19 protein-coding genes and 1 riboswitch are annotated in these 18,479 nt (G+C 67.8%); of the genes, 11 read left to right on the plus strand and 8 right to left on the minus strand.

The genetic code is table 11. The annotated features are described in order from the left end of the window. Positions 1-13 precede the first annotated feature (13 nt). A complete protein-coding gene (locus AC6CH3_RS02395; RefSeq protein ID WP_498130936.1) occupies positions 14-1,429 on the plus strand; it encodes an LLM class flavin-dependent oxidoreductase in 1,416 nt (471 codons plus the stop codon). Beyond that, positions 1,413-1,913, plus strand: a complete 501-nt coding sequence (locus AC6CH3_RS02400; protein ID WP_498130937.1) for a flavin reductase family protein — start codon at positions 1,413-1,415, stop codon at positions 1,911-1,913. The genes AC6CH3_RS02395 and AC6CH3_RS02400 overlap by 17 nt, the downstream gene beginning before the upstream one ends. A gap of 76 nt (positions 1,914-1,989) precedes the next feature. On the opposite strand, the gene AC6CH3_RS02405 is transcribed toward AC6CH3_RS02400, so the two are convergent. The 4 genes from AC6CH3_RS02405 to AC6CH3_RS02420 all read right to left on the minus strand — a co-directional run bounded on the left by AC6CH3_RS02405 (position 1,990) and on the right by AC6CH3_RS02420 (position 4,799). After that, positions 1,990-2,307 (minus strand): hypothetical protein, encoded by a 318-nt coding sequence (locus AC6CH3_RS02405; protein ID WP_498130938.1) that lies wholly within the window; start codon positions 2,305-2,307, stop codon positions 1,990-1,992. A 171-nt stretch (positions 2,308-2,478) separates the two neighbouring features. Further along, positions 2,479-3,093: a GNAT family N-acetyltransferase gene (locus tag AC6CH3_RS02410; RefSeq protein ID WP_498130939.1), complete on the minus strand. Its 615-nt coding sequence runs from the start codon at positions 3,091-3,093 to the stop codon at positions 2,479-2,481. 79 nt (positions 3,094-3,172) lie between these two features. Continuing rightward, entirely contained in the window at positions 3,173-3,802 is a 630-nt protein-coding gene (locus AC6CH3_RS02415; protein ID WP_498130940.1) for an FMN-binding negative transcriptional regulator, read from the minus strand. Between the two features lie 19 nt (positions 3,803-3,821). Next, complete coding sequence (locus AC6CH3_RS02420) at positions 3,822-4,799, minus strand: DMT family transporter (protein WP_498130941.1); 978 nt, start codon at positions 4,797-4,799, stop codon at positions 3,822-3,824. Between AC6CH3_RS02420 and AC6CH3_RS02425 the strand changes: the two genes are divergently transcribed. The 3 genes from AC6CH3_RS02425 (at position 4,798) to AC6CH3_RS02435 (ending at position 8,088) form a co-directional block, all read left to right on the plus strand. Further along, positions 4,798-6,210 carry an aminotransferase-like domain-containing protein gene (locus AC6CH3_RS02425; protein ID WP_498130942.1) on the plus strand — a complete coding sequence of 471 codons (1,413 nt, stop codon included), beginning with the start codon at positions 4,798-4,800 and terminating at the stop codon, positions 6,208-6,210. The genes AC6CH3_RS02420 and AC6CH3_RS02425 overlap by 2 nt on opposite strands. A gap of 201 nt (positions 6,211-6,411) precedes the next feature. After that, complete coding sequence (locus tag AC6CH3_RS02430) at positions 6,412-6,801, plus strand: hypothetical protein (protein ID WP_498130943.1); 390 nt, start codon at positions 6,412-6,414, stop codon at positions 6,799-6,801. Positions 6,802-6,948: 147 nt separating this feature from the next. Continuing rightward, positions 6,949-8,088 (plus strand): GGDEF domain-containing protein, encoded by a 1,140-nt coding sequence (locus tag AC6CH3_RS02435; protein ID WP_498130944.1) that lies wholly within the window; start codon positions 6,949-6,951, stop codon positions 8,086-8,088. A gap of 89 nt (positions 8,089-8,177) precedes the next feature. On the opposite strand, the gene AC6CH3_RS02440 is transcribed toward AC6CH3_RS02435, so the two are convergent. Both AC6CH3_RS02440 and AC6CH3_RS02445 read right to left on the minus strand, forming a co-directional pair. Beyond that, entirely contained in the window at positions 8,178-8,969 is a 792-nt protein-coding gene (locus AC6CH3_RS02440) for an NlpC/P60 family protein (RefSeq protein WP_498130945.1), read from the minus strand. A gap of 7 nt (positions 8,970-8,976) precedes the next feature. After that, positions 8,977-9,160: riboswitch (cyclic di-AMP (ydaO/yuaA leader) on the minus strand. Positions 9,161-9,312: 152 nt separating this feature from the next. Continuing rightward, a complete protein-coding gene (locus AC6CH3_RS02445; protein ID WP_498130946.1) occupies positions 9,313-10,419 on the minus strand; it encodes a GTP pyrophosphokinase in 1,107 nt (368 codons plus the stop codon). Between the two features lie 222 nt (positions 10,420-10,641). Between AC6CH3_RS02445 and AC6CH3_RS02450 the strand changes: the two genes are divergently transcribed. From AC6CH3_RS02450 to AC6CH3_RS02475, 6 genes are all read left to right on the plus strand, one after another. Further along, entirely contained in the window at positions 10,642-11,472 is an 831-nt protein-coding gene (locus AC6CH3_RS02450) for an alpha/beta hydrolase (protein WP_498131136.1), read from the plus strand. Between the two features lie 82 nt (positions 11,473-11,554). Continuing rightward, on the plus strand, positions 11,555-11,893 hold the full coding sequence (locus AC6CH3_RS02455; protein ID WP_498130947.1) for a YciI family protein: 339 nt from the start codon (positions 11,555-11,557) through the stop codon (positions 11,891-11,893). Positions 11,894-12,247: 354 nt separating this feature from the next. Beyond that, a complete protein-coding gene (locus AC6CH3_RS02460) occupies positions 12,248-13,336 on the plus strand; it encodes a ferredoxin reductase (protein WP_498131137.1) in 1,089 nt (362 codons plus the stop codon). Between the two features lie 13 nt (positions 13,337-13,349). After that, positions 13,350-14,531, plus strand: a complete 1,182-nt coding sequence (locus tag AC6CH3_RS02465) for a fatty acid desaturase family protein (RefSeq protein WP_498130948.1) — start codon at positions 13,350-13,352, stop codon at positions 14,529-14,531. 115 nt (positions 14,532-14,646) lie between these two features. After that, positions 14,647-15,624 (plus strand): carbohydrate kinase family protein, encoded by a 978-nt coding sequence (locus AC6CH3_RS02470; RefSeq protein ID WP_498130949.1) that lies wholly within the window; start codon positions 14,647-14,649, stop codon positions 15,622-15,624. 9 nt (positions 15,625-15,633) lie between these two features. After that, on the plus strand, positions 15,634-16,164 hold the full coding sequence (locus AC6CH3_RS02475) for a YbhB/YbcL family Raf kinase inhibitor-like protein (protein ID WP_498130950.1): 531 nt from the start codon (positions 15,634-15,636) through the stop codon (positions 16,162-16,164). 22 nt (positions 16,165-16,186) lie between these two features. Here AC6CH3_RS02475 and nagA read toward each other — a convergent pair whose 3' ends face one another. Both nagA and AC6CH3_RS02485 read right to left on the minus strand, forming a co-directional pair. Then, entirely contained in the window at positions 16,187-17,353 is a 1,167-nt protein-coding gene (nagA, locus tag AC6CH3_RS02480; protein ID WP_498130951.1) for an N-acetylglucosamine-6-phosphate deacetylase, read from the minus strand. After that, complete coding sequence (locus AC6CH3_RS02485; RefSeq protein ID WP_498130952.1) at positions 17,350-18,450, minus strand: SIS domain-containing protein; 1,101 nt, start codon at positions 18,448-18,450, stop codon at positions 17,350-17,352. Before AC6CH3_RS02485 ends, nagA begins: the two co-directional genes overlap by 4 nt. Between the last annotated feature and the right edge of the window lie 29 nt (positions 18,451-18,479).

Genomic DNA, 18,479 nt, shown 5'->3' on the forward strand with positions numbered 1-18,479 from the left:
TAAGGAACCAACCATGACTGCATCCAAACGTGAAGCGGCCGACGGCGGGCGCCAGCTGCATCTGAACGCCTTCCTCATGAGCACCGGACACCATGAGGCGTCCTGGCGGCTGCCTGAAACCGACAGCTTTGCGGGCACGCAGCTGGCACACTTCCAGCGGCTGGCACTGACGGCGGAACGGGGGACCTTTGATTCGATCTTCTTCGCCGATTCGCCGGTGCTGCACGGCGACGTCCGCCAGCGCCCGTACGGCACGCTCGAGCCTACGCTGCTGCTGAGCGCCATCGCGGCCGCCACGGAACGGATCGGGCTGATCGCGACGGCCTCCACCACGTACAACGATCCCTACAACCTTGCCCGGCGCTTCGCCTCGCTGGACCACATCAGCGGCGGGCGCGCCGGCTGGAACGTGGTGACCACCGCCGGCGAAGCGGCGGCGCGGAACTTCTCACTGGAGGACCAGCCGGCACACTGGCGGCGCTACGAGCGGGCCGCCGAATTCCTGGACGTGGCGCGGAAGCTCTGGGACAGCTGGGAGGACGGCGCCACCATCGGGGACAAGGCCGCCGGGCTCTGGGCGGACAGCTCCCGTGTCCGCGCGGTGAACCACGCCGGGCGGTACTTCCGGATCCAGGGGCCGCTGGACGTGCCGCGTCCGCCGCAGGGCCATCCGCTCATCGTTCAGGCCGGCTCTTCAGAGGATGGCAAGGACTTCGCGGCCCGGTACGCCGAAGCGGTGTTCACCGCGCAGCAGACCCTGCCGGAAGCCCAGCGGTTCTACGCTGACTTGAAAAAGAAGGCCGCCGCCGTCGGCAGGGATCCTGAAAGCATCAAGGTCCTGCCGGGCATTGTTCCCATCATCGGATCCACCGAGCACGAAGCGCGCCGTCTGGAACGGCAGCTCGACGACCTCATCCACCCCGAGCACGCGCGGAAGCAGTTGGCCGGTGTCCTGAGGGTTTCCCCCGAATCCCTTCCGCTGGACGCGCAGCTGCCGGAGGACCTCCCCTCCGAGGATGCCATCGAGGGGGCCAAGAGCAGGTACACCCTGATCGTGGACCTCGCCCGGCGGGAGCGCCTTACCGTCCGGCAGCTCATCGGGCGGCTCGGCGGTGGCCGCGGCCACCGGACCTTCTCCGGCACGCCCGAACAGGTTGCCGACGCCATCCAGGGCTGGTTCGAAAAGGGGGCGGCGGACGGCTTCAACATCATGCCGCCCGTGCTTCCGTCCGGACTGGACGCGTTCGTGGACCACGTCGTCCCGATCCTGCGCACCCGGGGCCTCTTCCGCCGCCGCTACTCCGGCACGACGCTCCGCGACCACTACGGTCTGGCCCGGCCGGAGAACGCGTACGTAGAGAACGCGTACGCGGAGAACGCCGCCCCATCAGACTTGACGAAAAGAGAGCTCCTTGTATCCGAACCGTGAGCCGTCGAATAGCGTCCTGAACCGTGACCTGGACCAGGCCTCCCTGCGGGAAGCCTTCGGGCACGTCCCGTCCGGGGTGGCAGCGCTGTGCACTCTCGTGAACGGGGTGCCGCAGGGGATTGTGGCATCCACCTTCACCGTGGGCGTCTCGCTGGATCCGCCGCTGGCGATGTTTGCCGTGCAGAACATCTCGAGGACCTGGCCGCTGGTGCGGGCCGGCGGGCGGATCGGCGTCTCGGTCCTCGCCGCTTCGCAAAGCGCCGTGTGCCGGCAGATTGCGTCGAAGTCCGCGGACCGTTTTGCCGGTGTGGGGCTCACCGCCACGCAGCCGGGAGCCGTTTTCCTGGACGACGCAGGCCTCTGGCTGGACTGCTCGGTGGAGAGCGAAGTCCCGGCCGGGGACCACACGGTTGTCCTGCTCCGTGTCCACGGGACCGCCGTCCGGGACAACAGCCGCGACCCGCTCATCTTCCAGGGTTCGTAGTTCCGGAGCCTGGAGGTTCCGAGCTACGTTTGAGCGCTGCTGGGTTTCGAAGCCGCCGCGGCCACCTGCGCAGGTGTCAGCTGGCGGCGGCGTAGTCGCGGGCGGCGGCTTCGTCCATCGTGAAGCCGCACTGGCAGCGGTAGGTGACCGGCTGCTCGGTCGGGGCCGGCTGGGCCAAGGAAAGCCCGTCCACGTGCAGCGGCTGGCGCGGGGAAACCTCATTCGGATCGACCAGCTCCATGGGCCTGCGGCAGTGCACGCGGGAGCTGAAGGTGGTCATCAGCCCGGTGTCCAGGGCTGACAGCGTTTCATCGCCGAGGCCGGCGGCTGCGCCGGCCCATCCCGCCCGCGCTGTCTTCTTTGTGGCGTCCGGGCGTTCGTTCAGGGTAATCATGTTCATTCCTTTGGGCTTTTCACGGGGCTGCCGGCTTGGGCGGGCCCCGCCGCGAACTGCTTGCGGGAGTAATGCTTACCCGGTAAGCAAAGCATGCTTACTATTCTTGGCGCAAAACGCAGCACCGCTCGGCGGGCCGGCGAACAGGCGCGGCGTGCCGCGAATAGCCGGCTAGGGGAAGTCGATCCGCATCACGGCGCGCCGGGACGTGGGCCGGCTGACTTCCGAGAAGCCGGCATCGGTGAAGACTCCGCTGCTGCCGACGTAGAGCTCGCCCCAGGAGTACTCCTGCCCTGGCCTCGTGACGATCGGGTAGCCCTCGATGGCCCGGGCGCCGCGCTCGCGGGCGAACTCGACGGCGGCGCCCGCCAGCGCGCGGCTGACGCCGCGGCGCCGGAAGCCCGTGCGGGTGACGAAGCAGGTCACGGCCCAGACGGCGTCGTCGGTTCTGTCTTCGTTCCGGTCGGCCCACGGGACGCGCATGCGCAGCATGCGGATGTAGGCAGTACGGGGCTCCACGGCGCACCAGCCGGCGGGCTCGCCTCCGAGGTAGGCGACGAGACCGCTCGTCGTCCGGGCGTCGGGATTCCCGCACCCTGCCTGTGCGTGCAGGCGCGCGGCGAGCTCCTCAACCGGAACGGATCTCCAGTCCTTGTCCCGGATCTTAAACCACTGGCACATGCACCGGGAAGCCTCGCCGCGCGTGCCCATGACGGCCTTCAGGTCATCCCAGGACGCTTCATTTGCGGGCACAATGCGGATGTCATTCGCCGGTTTCTGCCCCATTTCTCGGCACCGCCTCTCCGGATTCCGGCCGCCGCTTCGCGGCCGGTGGACACGAGGTTGCCAGTGCGCTCCGTGGACGTCAAGGGCGGTTTCGGCGTGCCCGTTCAACGTCGGCGGCGGCCTCCGCCTGCCCAAGGGCGCGGAGCCCCGCCACAACGCCGTCAATGTCGGCGTCGGGCCGGTTCTGGCTGAGTTTGGTCTTCGCCTCGATCCTGGTGATGAGCAGCTCGATGCCGACGATGGCGCGCAGCTGTCCTGAAACGTAGCGCTCAGGTGCATCGTCCACGCTCCACGGCCGCTCTGTTCCCGCTTCATGGAGATCGGTCAACTGCCTGACATGGTTGCCCAGCCAGGCAGGGTCGTCATGGATGGCTAGCCTGCCGTACACATGCGCCGTGGAGTAGTTCCACGTCGGCACAACCCGTCCGTGTTCGGCCTTCGATGCGTACCAGGACGGCGAGATATAGGCGTCCGCGCCCTGGAGGATGACGAGTGATTCCCTGGTTGCCAGTTCGTAGCCCTGAGGGTTGTTGCGGGCGAGGTGTCCCTGCAGGGCGCCGTGTTCACCGATCGAGGGATCGTAGACGAAGGGCACCATGGTGGCGAGCAGGCCCCGTGGGGTCATGGTGACCAGATTGGCCGCGCCCGGCCGGGTGAGGAGGTCGCGGATTGCGTCGGGGCCGGCGGTGAAGTGGGCTGGGATGTACATGGTCTCTTCCTGTGGTTGGTTAGGGGGCGGGCTGCAGGTCATCGTGGTGCAGGTCATCGGGGCGGGGTGGTGCCGGCCGCGGGTGGAGCCGGACGCGGACTGCGGCGCCTGCGCACAGAATGACGGCGGCACCTCCGGTGATGGTGGCCCAGGTCAGAGTCTCGCCGAGCAGGAATCCGGCCCAGCAGATGGTCAGCACGGGCTGGATGAGCTGAACCTGGCTGACTTGGGCCAGGGGGCCGATGGCAAGGCCGCGGTACCACGCGAAGAATCCCAAAAACATGCTCACGACGCCAAGGTAGGCAAAGGCCGTCCACTGGGCCGGGGTCGCGGATGGGGGCTGCTGGGCCATGGAGAGCGCCGTCAGAATCACCATGAGCGGTGATGCGAGCACGAGGGCCCAGGAGACGGTCTGCCAGGCGCCGAGTTCGCGGGCGAGCAGGCCGCCTTCGGCGTATCCGATGGCAGCGGCCGCGACGGCGCCGAGGAACAGGAGGTCCGCCCAGTGCAGCTGCCCGAAGCCGCCGGATTGGGCGAAGGCGAAGACGATGGCCGCCAGTGCGCCCACGGCCGTCACGGCCCAGAAGACTGCAGGCGGCCGTTCGTGTCCCCGAAGGACGGCCGCCGTTGCCGTCGCGGCCGGCAGCAGGGCGATGACGACGGCGCCGTGACTGGCCGGCGCGGTGGTGAGGGCGAATGACGTGAGCAGCGGAAAGCCGACGACGACTCCGGCGGCGACCACGGCCAGCCGTGGCCACTGTGCCCTGCGAGGAAGGCGCTGCCGGGTGAGGGAGAGGGCGAAGACGGCGAGGACCGCCGCCACCACCGCACGGCCGGAGCCGATGAACAGCGGGGAAAGCCCCGCCACGGCCACGCGCGTGAACGGGACAGTGAACGAGAATGCCGCTACTCCGAGGAGGCCCCACCATAGTCCACTGCGCGCAGTTGACGATACCACTGGGCGAATCAGTGTAGTAGCGCTACTATTGTGTCTCATGAATAACGATAGCAGTTCCCGGATTGCAACGCGACTGCGGGAATGGATTTCCAAGGCCGCGCCCGGAGCGAAGTTGCCGTCCACGCGGTCCTTGGTTGCTGAGTACCAGGCGAGCCCGGTCACGGTGCAGAAGGCCCTGCAGACCCTCACCGCGCAGGGCCTGATCGAGAGCCGGCCCGGCGTGGGGACGTTCGTGCGGGCAGTCCGCATTGCCCGGCCGTCGGACTACGGCTGGCAGACGGCGGCCCTGCGCTCACCGCTGACGCCGCTTCCGTCGGCCTCCACCACCATGCGCGATGTGGCGAATGACGCCATCGCCTTCCATGCCGGCTACCCGGACCGGGAACTCCTGCCCGAGCGCCTGGTGCGTGCCGCCCTTACCCGCGCAGCACGCGGCGACGCCGCGGTGTCCCGCCCGCCCGCCGCCGGCCTGCCGGAACTGCAATCGTGGTTCGCCCATGAACTCGGTGCCTCGACGCCGGCCGGAACCACGCCGCCGAACCCGAGCGACGTCGTCGTACTGCCGGGAAGCCAGAGCGGGCTCAGTTCCATCTTCAGTGCCCTGGCGGGCCGCGGTCAGCCCCTGCTCATGGAATCGCCGACGTACTGGGGCGCCATCCTGGCGGCGGCGCAGGCCGGGGTCCGCGTTGTCCCGGTGCCCAGCGGACCCGAAGGCCCGGACCAGGCAGAACTGGCCCGGGCCTTTGACGAAACCGGCGCGCGGCTGTTCTACGCCCAGCCGAACTACGCGAACCCCACAGGAGCGCAGTGGGCCGCGGGGCGGGGCGAAGAGATCCTGGAGGTCGTGCGCGCGAAGGGCGCATTCCTCGTGGAGGACGACTGGGCGCACGACTTCGGCATCACCACCAATCCCGTGCCCGTTGCCTCCCGCGACGACTCCGGCCACGTTGTGTATCTTCGCTCCCTGACCAAGAGCGTGTCCCCGGCCATCCGCATCGCCGCCGTCATCGCGCGCGGCCCGGCACGTGAGCGCATCCTCGCGGACCGGGCGGCCGAGTCGATGTATGTCAGTGGCCTGCTCCAGGCCGCGGCGCTCGACGTCGTAACGCAGCCCGGCTGGCAGACGCACCTGCGCAGCCTCCGCCACCAGCTCCAGTCGCGCCGCGACCTCCTGGTCACCAGCATGCGCGAGCATGCCCCGCAGGCGCATATCGAGCAGGTACCCAAAGGCGGCCTGAACCTCTGGGCGCGGCTTCCCGACGGCACGGACCTGGAACGGCTGACCCGCGACTGCGAGAGCGCCGGGGTCATCATCGCCGCCGGGCGGGAATGGTTCCCGGCCGAGCCGGCGGGCCCGTTCATCCGGCTCAACTATTCGGGACCGAACCCGGGTGCCTTCCCGGAAGGCGTGCGCATCATCGGCCAGTGCATCGAACGCAACGGTCTCTAGGAGCCGACTTTAGGAGCCGCTCAGCGGCTTCCGGGCAAGGCGAGGCAAGGTCCGCCTCGATGAGCTCAATGGCCCGGTTCCATTCCTGTACGGCCACCTCCTTCGTTTCCTACGGTACGGAGACTCCGGCCCATTGACCCGACAATCCCTGCCCGAAAAGATCAGAACCTGGACACAGCAATCCAACGGAGGGACGAAGAAATGGGTGATTTCATCGCGTACCTGGACACGTCCGAGGTCCGGCCAGGCAAGCTCGCTGAGCTCAAGGCGGCCATGGCGGAATTGGCCGAGTTCGTCGAATTGAACGAGCCCCGGATCATCAACTATTCCGTCTACTTCTCAGAGGACGGGTCCACGATGTGCGTCTTGCACTTCCATCCGGATGCGGCATCACTGGAGTTCCACATGCAGGTGGCGGGCCCGAAATTCCCGCCCATCGCACCGCTAATCCATATGCGGTCGATCGAACTCTTTGGCCGTCCCAGCGAGGCGCTCGTGGATCAATTCAAGGCCAAGGCCAAGCTCCTGGGCAGCGGCACGGTCATTGTCCGTGACCTTCATGCGGGCTTCGCCCGTCTGGATTTGGGTTGACGAACACCGCGCCGGCCCGAGTGCTACGAGATGGGGCTCGATGGTTGCCATGAAGTGCGGACATATTCGTACGCGCCCGGACTGGCGAGACGTGGGCCGGTGGGATACTGGTCAGCACAACGGGTGGGGATTGGGGGGAGTTGGGGAATGGTGCTGGACACGGCAACACTGCGGATTGCGTTCGCTGTGATGGCGTTGGCGCTCGGTCTCCTCTTTTACTTCTCCGCCTTCCGCAGCACTCGCTCCCCGTACAGTGCCTGGTGGTGCGCCGCCCTGCTCCTGTTTCTCTGCGGTTCCGCGTGTTTTCTCCTCAACGGCACGCCGCACCAGTGGTGGGCCAATACGCTGGGAAATGTCCTGCTGGTTGCCGGGGCCGGGAGCGCCTGGGCCGGTGCCCGTTCGCTGCGGACGCCGAAATACAACTTCTGGCTTTTCAGCGCCGTTCCCGTCGTGGCGGGCGTGGCTTCTGCCCTCGACAATCCCGGCGAGAACGTCTGGTCCGGGGGCGCCGTTTTTCTCGCGTCGATGTCGCTGATGATTGCCCTCGCCTCACGCGAGCTGTGGCGTTTGGAGCCGGGGTACACTCGGGTCCGCATTCCGATGGCGATCGCCGCAGGCGGTGTTTCAGTGTTCTACCTGGGCCGGCTGATCGTCTTTATCGCTGCAGGCCCCGACAGCCCGACGTTCGTGACGTACTTCGGTTCCGCCGTGACCACCCTGGTTACGATGGTGCTCCTGGCGGTGGTCTCGTTCAGCATGGCCGGTCTCAGCACGGAGCAGCACACGCGGGCGCTGACAACCGTCGCCAGCCAGGACGGGCTCACGGGCCTGCTCAACAGATCGGCATTCTTGGATATGGCGTCCGAACAGCTCCGCCGCGGCCGGGGCAACAAGAGCGGGGGAGCGCTGATCCTCGCGGACCTGGATCATTTCAAGGCCATCAATGACACCCATGGCCACGCCGCCGGCGATCTGGCGCTTCAGGCCTTCGCCGACGCCTGCCGTGCAACGGTCCGCTCCACGGACCTCGTGGGGAGGTACGGCGGCGAGGAGTTCATCGTGTTTGCCCCGGGCGCGAGCCCCTACTCCGCGGAGATCATCGTCAAAGAAATCAGCCGGCGGCTCGCCAAGGGGTCGGTTCCCGACGTGCCGAAAATGCCCACGGTCAGCTACGGCATCGCTGCGGTGGACGCGGGTGTGCTCAGCCTGGACGGACCAATTGCAGCCGCTGACGCCGCGCTCTATGAGGCCAAATCCCTCGGACGGAACCGGGCAGTTCTCGGCTAGCAGAAGAAGCCGGTGCCCCGCTGCCCCCAAGGCAGCGGAGCACCGGCTCCGGCGTAATCAGGCTCCGGCGTAATCAGGCTTCGGCGTTGTCAGGCTCCGGCGCGCACGAAGGTGACGGGGCCGGTGGCGGTCAGCCAGGACAGCGGGTGAACCACGGTCTCGTTGACGCCGTTCATCCCGCCGCTGAGCACCTTGCCGTTGCCCACGAAGATTCCCACGTGGCCGGACTGGACCACCATGTCACCGGGCTGGGGGGTGGACACGACTTTGCCGTGGTTCATGAACTGCATCGGAGCAAGGTCGCCCACTCGGATGCCGGAGGCGCCGAGTGCCTTTTCGACCATCGCGGTGCAGTCCTGGGTGATGCCCAGCTGGGCGTATGCGGCCGACACCATGGAGGCATTCACGCCCCCGGCGGCGGCAGCGGGAGCCTTCGCGGGAGCCGCTGCGGACTGGACGGAGATTTTCGGGGCAGGTACCTTCGGGGCAGGCGCGGCAACGGGGGCTGCGGCAGCCGCTGGAGCGGCAGCGGCGCGCGGTGCCGCCGGCTTTTCGACGACGGGCGCCTGCACCACGGGGGCAGGGGTGGACTTCACCGCGGGCCGCTCGAAGGCGATCTTGACGCTGGAGCTGGCGCTCAGGGGTGCCTGGACCTGGCTGGCGGCCGTGGGCGCTGACGCGGGGGCGGCGTCCTTCTGGGCCGGCGCGTTGGCAGCGTTCGCTGCCATGCTGCCGGTGAAGGCGAGTCCCGATGCCGCGAGGATTACGGCGGCCTGGCGTCCCAGTCCTCCGGCATTGGCCGTGACAGCACGCGATGCGGATACGAACGGATTCGAACGGCCGGCCGCTGCGCGGCGGGCACGGGTAAAGCGTGACGACATGAAGGAGCCTCTCCCGATGCCTGCGAGGTGAGCTGTCGGATTCGGATGGGAGACACCCGGCCGCGCGCCCTGACGAGTTCAGGAACTGCGCGGCTTCACCCCAAGGCCCTTTCGTGCGGGCCAAAATTGGTTTCCCCGTCTCTGCCGTGCATGGTCTGTGAACGGATCCCGGGCAGCGGCAGAGTTAGGCAATCAGCGCGGGAGTGCCTTCCTCGGTGAGGAAGGCACGTCTTCCACGGTACGGGAGCCTTTTCCAAAAGTCACATTAAGGTAACGGAGGCGTGTCGCTCCGTCCGAAGCGTGCTGTTCATGCTGACCGGGCGGAACCTCACCCTGCCGATGCCTACTTCTTGGTCTGGCGGTACCGCTCGATCTGTTTCAGCCGCCGCAGGAGGCTGTCGCGCCGCGGGTGCGGAACGGCGTCGGGCTCCTCGGCGGTGAGGTCGATGTGCTTGGTCCCGTACTGCCACAGGAGGAGGTCATCCAGCAGCCGGTCCGGGCCGGGGGAGTAGCGGTGGTCCAGGGCCTTGCGGACCTCGGTGATCCTGTTGGCACTGAGAAGCCCGGCAAGCTGGACGGTCTGGTTCAGGCCGTGGGCTGCCATGAGTTCGGCGGCCCATCCCCAGTCGTCATCCACCTTGCGGTCCACGTGCGGCAGCAGCGTCCGCCAGACGTCGCGGATGCGGTTGGGTGTGAGCGGGGCGGCGCCGTCACCGTCCATGTCCCAGTAGCCGCGGACCTCCTCGTAGCGCTCGTGCAGGTCCGCGAAGGCGCTCTCCACCGTCTCCAGCATGGCGGCCGTGGCGGTGAACTGGCGGTCGAAATGCGGGGTCCAGGCCCGCGGATCCTCCGCCTTGAAGCGGATGTCGTGTTCGATCTCGCTCCATGCATGCGCGAACACCGTGCGGATCTGGCATTCGAAGAAGTAGCTGCCGTTGGGCTGCGCTTCGGAGTTGAAGACCTTCTGGTACTCCTTGACGGCCTCATTCTGGATGGTCCGCAGAATCAGGTGCCGGCTGGAGTAGCCGTACGTCCCGGACTCGATGGAGCCGATGTCCTTCTCGCGGTCTCCGCGGCAGTCAAACAGCTGCCGCTGCCGCTTGATGAGGTTGGCCACCACCGCATTTTCCGCAGGGAGCTTGGTGATGACGCGGACACCCACCATGTCATTAAGGGTGCGGAACGGGTCGGGGAACTTCAGGACGCGCGGGCCGCCGGGTTCCAGGGGCTCCTCGGTGCGGGAGATTTTCTCCCGGAAGGAGTCCACGGTCTTGGTACGGCCGGTCACGAACAATGGCGTGACCTCGGTGTCCTTGAGCATGGTCCGCAGCATCTGCAGGACGTCCCGGGTGACAAGCTTCAGGGCAGGCCGGACGCGCTCATACAGTTCCACGCTTTCCTGCACGGAGTCGCGCTGACTGACGTCCAGGCGATCCCAGTTGCTTGCCATGGTTCCAAACTATCAAGGGCGTGCGACAGTCGCCGGTGTGACACCGGCAGCGCCACCTCAGCCACTCCCTTCCGCCCGGGGGGAGCCGCGTCCCTGTAGGCTCGGGGCATGGCTGATGTGCGCCGTCGGGCCCTGCCGTCCTCTGGACTGCTGTGGGCGACGGCAGTGGTGACGCCGGGGGCACTTGTTGCCTCCTGCCCACCCGTACTCAAGGAGGATGCAGTGAAGCGGCAGAAGTACCAGTACGGCGACCACCCCAGCCAATGGGGCGAACTCTTCTTGCCGGAACCGCCGCCAGCATCCTCATCACGGAACGGCAAGCGGCCGGCGACCCGAGGCGTCGTGGTGGTCATCCACGGCGGATACTGGCGCTCGCAGTACGGGGCCGAGTTGGGCGAACCGCTGGCGAAGGACCTCGCAGCCCACGGAATGGCGGCCTGGAACCTGGAATACCGGCGGGCAGGCAACGGCGGCGGCTGGCCGCACACCTTCGAGGACGTGCTGGCCGGGATCGACAGGCTCCGCGGAGTCGCTGAAGAGCACGGGCTTGACCTTGCCAAGGTGGTGGCGCTGGGCCACTCGGCCGGCGGCCACCTCGCCGTCTGGGCGGCCGGGCGGGACCGGCTGGCCGGGCTGGGAACTCCGGATGCTGACCGGCAGGTGGAGAGGAACCTCAACGGCGAGGCGGTGCACCTGACAGGCGTGGTCAGCCAGTCCGGGCTGCTCAACCTCGCCCAGGCGGACTGGCTTGACCTCAGCAACGGGGCGGTCAGCAACCTCATGGGCGGTTCATCCGGGAAATACCCCAAGCGCCACAAGTATGCAGACCCCATGAGCGCGGTTCCGCTGGACGTGCCGGTCTATGCGGTGCACGGACTCGAGGACCGCACCGTTCCCATGAGCCAGTCGGAAGCGTACGCCGCAGCAGCCCGGGCCGCCGGGGCGCCGGTCCAAGTGGTCAAGGTTCCGGGCGACCACTTCGCGCTGATTGACCCGAAGGCCTCGTCCTACCGGAAATGCCGCGACCTCGTGCAGGAGTTGCTGGGTTCCTAGGGGGCGAGCAATGGCGCGAATGGATGCCTTCAAGCGTCCACAACCGTTGCTGTCCGGCCCGCCCGTGGGGCACCATCGGGACATGACGAAATACCTCATCTCCTTCCCGAGCGAAGCCATGGTACTCACCGACGAGGAGTTCCCGATCGTCGTCGCCGAATCCCACGCTGTGATCGAGGAGGCGAAGGCTGCCGGCGTCTACGTATTCGGCGGTGGGATCGAGGAGCAAGTCGCTCCCGTGCTGGTCTCCGCCGACGGGTCGGTGAGCGCCGGGATCTATCCGGACTCCGAACTCAAGGGTGGGTTCACCGTGCTGGAGCTGCCGACGCGCCAGGACGCGGTCGAGTGGGCGAGGAAGATCGCGGTGGCCTGCCGTTGCCCGCAGGAGCTCCGCGAGTTCGGGTACGACCCGGCGAGCTAGCCACCTGGAATATGGGAACTCCATCGACGTCCGTTCGTTGCAAAGTCATGGGGGTCGATCGTAAATCCGCTGCCGGCACGGCCGCGCAGCGGCGCACCCTCCCTGACCAATGTGCTGCTACGCCCCCGTAATCTTCGGGAGGTAAGTACACTTACCATTTATAGTCAATAACGCACGCTCAGGCGCCCACCATGGAGGAAAACCTTTGTCTGACCCCACTGCCACACCGCTCCGGTTGCTCCGGCCATCGGCATGCGGGACGCTAGTAGCCGGGGGTTGGGGTAGTTTTGTATATTACGATCACCGGTTTCACTAGGAGATACATATGGGTGAATCCAACAGGTGGTGGACAACATGATTCGGCTCCGCAAATTGGCGCGCGCCGCGACGGTCTTGACCACCCCGTTGGCGCCGGAGGACATTCTCGCGCTTTTTAACCCCGTTTTTTCGGCCCGTCAGCTTCGCGGCGTGGTCACAAAAGTGGTGCCTGAAACGGCGGACTCCGCCACCATCCACTTCCATCCCGGCCGCGGCTGGAAGGCCCACAAGGCCGGGCAGTGGGCGCGGATCGGGGTGGAACTCGATGGCGTGCGGCATTGGCGGTCGTATTCGCTGAGCGCGCCGGCAGGGCAGGACCCTGCCATCACCGTCAGCGACATGGGTGCTGTCTCCGGTGTCCTCGTCCGGAACACCAAGCCCGGCGACGTGCTGTTCCTGGCTCCGCCCCAGGGCGACTTTGTCCTGCCGGAGCATCCGCGGCCGCTGCTCATGCTCACTGCGGGGAGCGGCATCACCCCCGTCATGTCGATGATCCGCACGCTGGTGCCGCACCGCCCCGATGCCGACGTCGTGCTGATCCACTCCGCCCGTACGCCGCAGGACAGCATTTTCCACGAGGAACTGTCCGAGCTCGCGGACCAGTTTCCCAACTTCCGGGTCACCCACTGGTACACCGGCGAACGCGGCCGCCTGGACTTCAGCTCGGCCGCCCTGCTGAATGAGCTCTGCCCGGACTGGCGGCAGCGCGCCGCGTACGCCTGCGGCCCGGAGGGCTTCCTGGACGAGGCCGAGGCGCTGTGGACCACAGAGGCCGCTGCCCACAAGAAGGCGGGCCCCTTCGCGGCCGACCCCATCAACCTGATCATCGAGCGCTTCAACACCAGCCTAGTGGGCGGGGAAGGGCACGACGGCGGACTGGTCACCTTTGAGGCCTCGGACCGCGAGGTCGAGGCGGACGGAAACACCCCGCTGCTCGATGTGGGCGAGGACGCCGGCGTCCTGATGCCCAGCGGGTGCCGCATGGGCATCTGCCATAGCTGCCTGACGCCGCTGCGCGCCGGTCATGTCCGTGACCTGCGCACCGGTGAGGTCCACGGCGAGCCGGGCCAACTAATCCAGACGTGTGTCTCGGCAGCCGCCGGGCCCGTTAACCTCGACATCTGAGGAGCAACACAACATGACAGCAATATCTGACCGCACAGCCGTGGAATCGACGTCGATCAGCGGACCGGCGGCTAAACCCCGTCCGGGTGCCCTGGCCAAATCGGGAAGCCCACTGGTTCGCCCGCCGGCCGCCGCGCACCTGACCGACGAGCAGGTGGCCGAACTCGGCCGCGAGCTGGATGCCATCAAGGACGAGATCCTCGCCAAGCGCGGCGCCTCCGACGCTGCCTATATCCGGCGCGTCATCAAGATCCAGCGCGGACTGGAGATCTCCGGCCGCGCTGCGCTCCTGATGGGCCGCAACAAGGCCGCCTGGGTCACCGGAACCGCCCTGCTGAGCGCCGCCAAGATCCTCGAAAACATGGAGATCGGCCACAACATCCTGCACGGCCAGTGGGACTGGATGCGTGACCCGGACATCCACTCCACCACCTGGGAATGGGACTTCGTTACCCCGGCCCGGGCGTGGCAGCACACCCACAACGACCTCCACCACCGCTGGACCAACGTGGTGGGCAAGGACAATGACGTCGGATACAACCTCCTCCGCATGGACGAGGAACAGCCCTGGAAGCCGCACAACCTCGGCAACCCGCTGTACAACGCGATCCTGGCACCAATTTTTGAATGGGGAATCGCCATCTACGACCTCGAACTGGCGGAGTACAAGGAGGGGAAGAAGTCCAAGGAAGCCCTGCAGAAGGACCTCAAGGCGCTGGGTAAGAAGGTGGTCACGCAGTTCACCAAGGACTACGCCGCCACTCCTGCCGTGGCCATGCTCACCGGCTCCGGCAAGCAGGCGCTCTACGGAACCCTGACCGCCAACGCCGTGCGCAACGTCTGGGCCCATGCCGTCATCTTCTGCGGCCACTTCCCGGAAGGGGCGGACACCTTCACCGAGGAGATGGTCGAAGGCGAGACCCGCGGTGACTGGTACGTCCGCCAGATGATTGGCTCGGCCAACATCTCCGGCTCCAAGTTCATGCACATCATGACCGGAAACCTGTCTCACCAGATCGAGCACCACCTCTTCCCCGACCTTCCCTCCAACCGGTACGCCGAAGTGGCGCCGAAGGTCCAGGAGATCTGCAAGCGCTACGGTCTCCCGTACACCACAGGGCCGCTGCTCAAGCAGGTGGGCTCCTCCTGGGCCAAGGTCTTCAAGCTCGCATTGCCGGGCAAGACGAAGTCCTAGCCGCCTCCGAACTGCCATGGAGCAGCGTGCCTGAGCGCACGCTGCTCCAACTGTTCTCCAGCCAGTTCTCCGCAAGGCGGGAGCGTCCGGCGCCGTTCTCTGGCAGAGTATGACCATGCTCACAGTTATCGGCGAGGGCCTCGTTGACGTGGTCCAGCGCTCCTCCGGAATCGAAGCCCATGTGGGCGGCAGCCCGCTCAATGTCGCTGTGGGGCTGGCCCGGCTGGGCCATCCCGTCCAGTTCATCGGCCGCTACGGGCGCGACGCCTATGGAGACTCAGTGGCGGCCCACCTGAGGGCCAGCTCGGTCATGCTGCCGCAGGCCCCTGACGGGCTGCCCACCAGCGTGGCCACCGCCCTGGTGGACGACGACGGCGCCGCCACCTACACGTTCGACCTCGCCTGGGTTCTTCCCGGCCTCGTTGACCGCCTGCCGTTCATGATGCAGGGCACCACGCTGCTGCATACCGGTTCCATCGCCACGATGCTGGCGCCCGGCGCCGCCGACGTGCTGGCCGCCGTCGAACATTCCCACCCGTCGGCGACCATCAGCTTTGACCCGAACTGCCGGCCCAGCATCATCACCGACGTGGACTATGCCCGCAAACAGGCGGAGAAGTTCGTGACCCTTTCGGACATCGTCAAGGCCTCCGACGAGGACCTTGCATGGCTGTATCCGGGCGTCGATGTCCTCGATTCGGCCCGCCGCTGGCTGTCGCTGGGAGGTTCGCAAGGGCCGGCCATGGTGGTGGTCACGCGCGGCGCCGAGGGTCCCTGGGGCATCACGGCTGCCGGAGAGGCCGAGTTCGCCGCGCCGAAAGTGGAGGTGGCGGACACGGTCGGGGCCGGGGATTCCTTCATGGCGGCGCTGCTTTCCGGCGTCGTGGACCGCGGCCTTGACGGCGCCCAGAACCGCCGGGCCCTGCGCGCGCTGCCCGCCGAGGGCCTCGCCGCGCTCCTCGCCCACGCCACCCGCGCGGCCGCCGTCACGGTGTCCCGGGCCGGTGCCAACCCGCCCGCCAGGGCCGAACTCAACCGCGTCGAAGAAGCGGCAGAAGAAGCAGCAAAGGAAGCAGAAGTCCCCACTATCTGAAAGGCAGCCATGACACCCTCCGGTCCGTTTGCAGACCTGCCGGACGTTCCGTCGTTCGAACTCACCAGCCGGTCCTTCCGGGACGGCGAGACCCTGCAGCCCCCGCAGCGCAGCGGCAAGCTCCATGCCGGCGGTGACGACGCTTCCCCGCAACTGAGCTGGAGCGGCGCCCCGGCGGGGACCCGAAGCTTCGCCGTCACGGTTTTCGATCCCGATGCCCCGGGCGCCGGAGGGTTCTGGCACTGGGCCGTAATTAACGTCCCCGCGGACGTCACCTCGCTGGCCGAGGGCGCAGGAGCGGAGTCCGGCGCGGAGCTCCCGGCAAGCGCTGTGCAGCTGAAGAACGACGCCGGCTTCCGGGGCTACGTGGGGGCCGCGCCTCCGCCGGGTCACGGCCGGCACCGCTACGTCGTGACGGTCTACGCGCTGGATGTCGAGGAGCTGGACACCCGTGCGGGTGCCCGTCCGGCCAGCCTGGGCTCCGAGCTCGCGAAGCACCTCCTCGGCACGGCCACGCTGACCGGAATCTACGAACGCTGAAAACCGCTCTCCAGCGTGCCCCTCACCAGCCGCTGACGGTTGGGCCGGCGCTTACCGGCTCAGCCAGCCATTCTCCGGATTTCATCGTCGCTGCAACCATCAGATCCTCACCGAGCACCACCAGATCCGCGCGCCGGCCGGGCTCGAGGCGCCCGACGTCCGCCAGCCCCAGCATGTCCGCAGGATTCTGCGTGGCCGCGCGGACGGCGTCGGCCAGCGGAATGCCTGCCTGCCTGACCGCATGCCGCACGGCAGCGTCCAGGGTCAGGACGCTGCCGGCGATGGCGCCGTTGCTGGCCAGCCGCGCCTCGCCGCCGGCGACCCGGACTTCCAGGCCGCCGAGCTGATACGTCCCCTCGGCGGCGCACGCCGCCGCCATCGCATCGGTCACGAAGACGGCCCGCGCAGGGCTCCCCGCGATGAAGCGCACCAGCGACGGGTGGAGGTGCACGCCGTCGGCAATCACCTCGGCGAAGACGTCCGGGTCCTCCAGCAGCGCCAGGGCGGGTCCGGGTTCCCGGTGGTGCAGGGGGCGCATGGCGTTGAACACGTGCGTCCCGGCCGTGGCGCCCGCGGCTATTGCCTCACGGGCCAGGTCATAGCCGGCACCGGTATGGCCGATGGCGGCCACGGCGCCGTAGCGGGTGATCTGCCGGATGGCCGCGAGCCCTCCCTCGAGCTCCGGGGCGATCGTGACCATTTTTACGGCTCCGCGGCCTGCCAGCATCAGCCGGTCGATGGCGGCAGGTTCCGGAGCCCGCAGCAGGTCCCTGGCGTGGGCGCCGCGGTGAAACGGGCTGAGCCAGGGTCCTTCCAGGTGGATCCCTGCCAGCGTCCCCGCTTCGACCAGCCCGGCCAAAGCCGCTACCGCAGCCTCAAGCTCTGCCAAGGGCGCTGTTACCAGGCTGGCCATGAGCGTGGTGGTGCCGTGCTCAAGATGCACGCCGGCGATTTTTGCGGCAGCCCCGGCCGTGTCGGCATCGTTGAAGCTGAAGCCGCCGCCCCCGTGAACATGGGCGTCGATGAACCCCGGGCACAGGGTCCCCTCGGGAAAGCTGACGTCCGGCACCCGCGGAGGGGTCCCGGCGCCCACGGCGCTGACCTGGGAGGAGCTGGTCTCCACCCAGCCGGGCTCATGGACAGCGCCGGGCGTGATGACGCGGGCGGCGGAAATGAGCGTCGTACTCACCAGGTTTCCGTGATCTTGCGCAGGCCCCGGGGCGCGTCGGGGTCGCGGTGGCGGGCCGCGGCCATGGCGTGGGCCAGCCGCTGCAGGGGCATGATTTCAAGGACCGGCGCGAGCTGCTCATGGACGTGCGGCAGGGGCACCGTGTGGTTCAGCGGCCGGGCTGCGGCAGGATCGCCCACCAGGCACACGTCCGCCCCGCGTTCCGCCAGCCGCTCCAGCACGGGCTCCAGGGCCCGGCCGCCGGCGCCCCGCGACGCGACGGCGATGACGGGCCGGTCCTCGTCAATCATGGCGAAGGGGCCGTGCAGGAGGTCGGCTCCCGAGAAGGCATGGGCGGCCAGGTAGGACGTCTCCATCAGTTTCAAAGCAGCCTCTCGTGCCGTGGGGTAGGAGAAACCGCGCCCGGTGGTGATGATGTGGTTCACGAAGCGGTAGCGGTTCGCAACCTCCAGTATCTCCGGCCGGGCCAGGACATCCTCCGCGTGACGCGGCAGGTCTGACGCGTCGGTCCCGTCACCGCCGGCCCAGGCGTCGATGAGCAGCCACAGCGCGAGCAGCTGGGACGTGTAGCTCTTCGTGGCGGCCACGGCGCGTTCCGGTCCCGCCAGGATGTCTACATGGTGCTGGGCGGCCCCGGCCAGCGGCGACGACGGCGCGTTGGTCACCGCAACGGTAACGGCGCCGGCCCGGGCCGCGGCCGCAGTGGAGTCCACCAGGTCCGGGGATCCGCCCGACTGGCTGACCGCCAGCCAGAGGACCCCCTTCATCTTGGGCTCCGCTCCGTAGACGGTAAGGCTCGACGGCGACGCCAACCCGGCGGGCAGCCCCAGCACCGTCTCGATGAGGTACTTCGCATACAGGGCGGCATGGTCGCTGGTCCCGCGTGCTGCGAGCAGGACGAAACGGATGTCCGCTTCGCGAAGGGTAGCGGCCAGACGCCGGATGCCGGCCTGTCCCTGGTCCAGCTGCCGGGCGAGTGCCTCGGGCTGCTCGAGGATTTCGGCGGCCATCAGCGATCCCGGCACCTGGAGCGCAGTGGCAGTGCCGGTGCCGGTGGTGGTGCTTGCCGGGGTGGGGGTGTTCAGCGGGGTGGTCATGTGTCTCCTTGCGGACGCGTGCTTGGTGG

This window comes from Arthrobacter sp. GQ119 (assembly GCF_059759125.1).

Coding starts and splice junctions, on each gene's coding strand:
- AC6CH3_RS02395 (WP_498130936.1), top strand. CDS start 14: ATGACTGCATCCAAACGTGAAGCGGCCGACGGCGGGCGCCAGCTGCAT.
- AC6CH3_RS02405 (WP_498130938.1), bottom strand. CDS start 2,307: ATGATTACCCTGAACGAACGCCCGGACGCCACAAAGAAGACAGCGCGG.
- AC6CH3_RS02410 (WP_498130939.1), bottom strand. CDS start 3,093: ATGGGGCAGAAACCGGCGAATGACATCCGCATTGTGCCCGCAAATGAA.
- AC6CH3_RS02415 (WP_498130940.1), bottom strand. CDS start 3,802: ATGTACATCCCAGCCCACTTCACCGCCGGCCCCGACGCAATCCGCGAC.
- AC6CH3_RS02425 (WP_498130942.1), top strand. CDS start 4,798: ATGAATAACGATAGCAGTTCCCGGATTGCAACGCGACTGCGGGAATGG.
- AC6CH3_RS02420 (WP_498130941.1), bottom strand. CDS start 4,799: ATGAGACACAATAGTAGCGCTACTACACTGATTCGCCCAGTGGTATCG.
- AC6CH3_RS02430 (WP_498130943.1), top strand. CDS start 6,412: ATGGGTGATTTCATCGCGTACCTGGACACGTCCGAGGTCCGGCCAGGC.
- AC6CH3_RS02435 (WP_498130944.1), top strand. CDS start 6,949: ATGGTGCTGGACACGGCAACACTGCGGATTGCGTTCGCTGTGATGGCG.
- AC6CH3_RS02440 (WP_498130945.1), bottom strand. CDS start 8,969: ATGTCGTCACGCTTTACCCGTGCCCGCCGCGCAGCGGCCGGCCGTTCG.
- AC6CH3_RS02445 (WP_498130946.1), bottom strand. CDS start 10,419: ATGGCAAGCAACTGGGATCGCCTGGACGTCAGTCAGCGCGACTCCGTG.
- AC6CH3_RS02455 (WP_498130947.1), top strand. CDS start 11,555: ATGACGAAATACCTCATCTCCTTCCCGAGCGAAGCCATGGTACTCACC.
- AC6CH3_RS02460 (WP_498131137.1), top strand. CDS start 12,248: ATGATTCGGCTCCGCAAATTGGCGCGCGCCGCGACGGTCTTGACCACC.
- AC6CH3_RS02465 (WP_498130948.1), top strand. CDS start 13,350: ATGACAGCAATATCTGACCGCACAGCCGTGGAATCGACGTCGATCAGC.
- AC6CH3_RS02470 (WP_498130949.1), top strand. CDS start 14,647: ATGCTCACAGTTATCGGCGAGGGCCTCGTTGACGTGGTCCAGCGCTCC.
- AC6CH3_RS02475 (WP_498130950.1), top strand. CDS start 15,634: ATGACACCCTCCGGTCCGTTTGCAGACCTGCCGGACGTTCCGTCGTTC.
- AC6CH3_RS02485 (WP_498130952.1), bottom strand. CDS start 18,450: ATGACCACCCCGCTGAACACCCCCACCCCGGCAAGCACCACCACCGGC.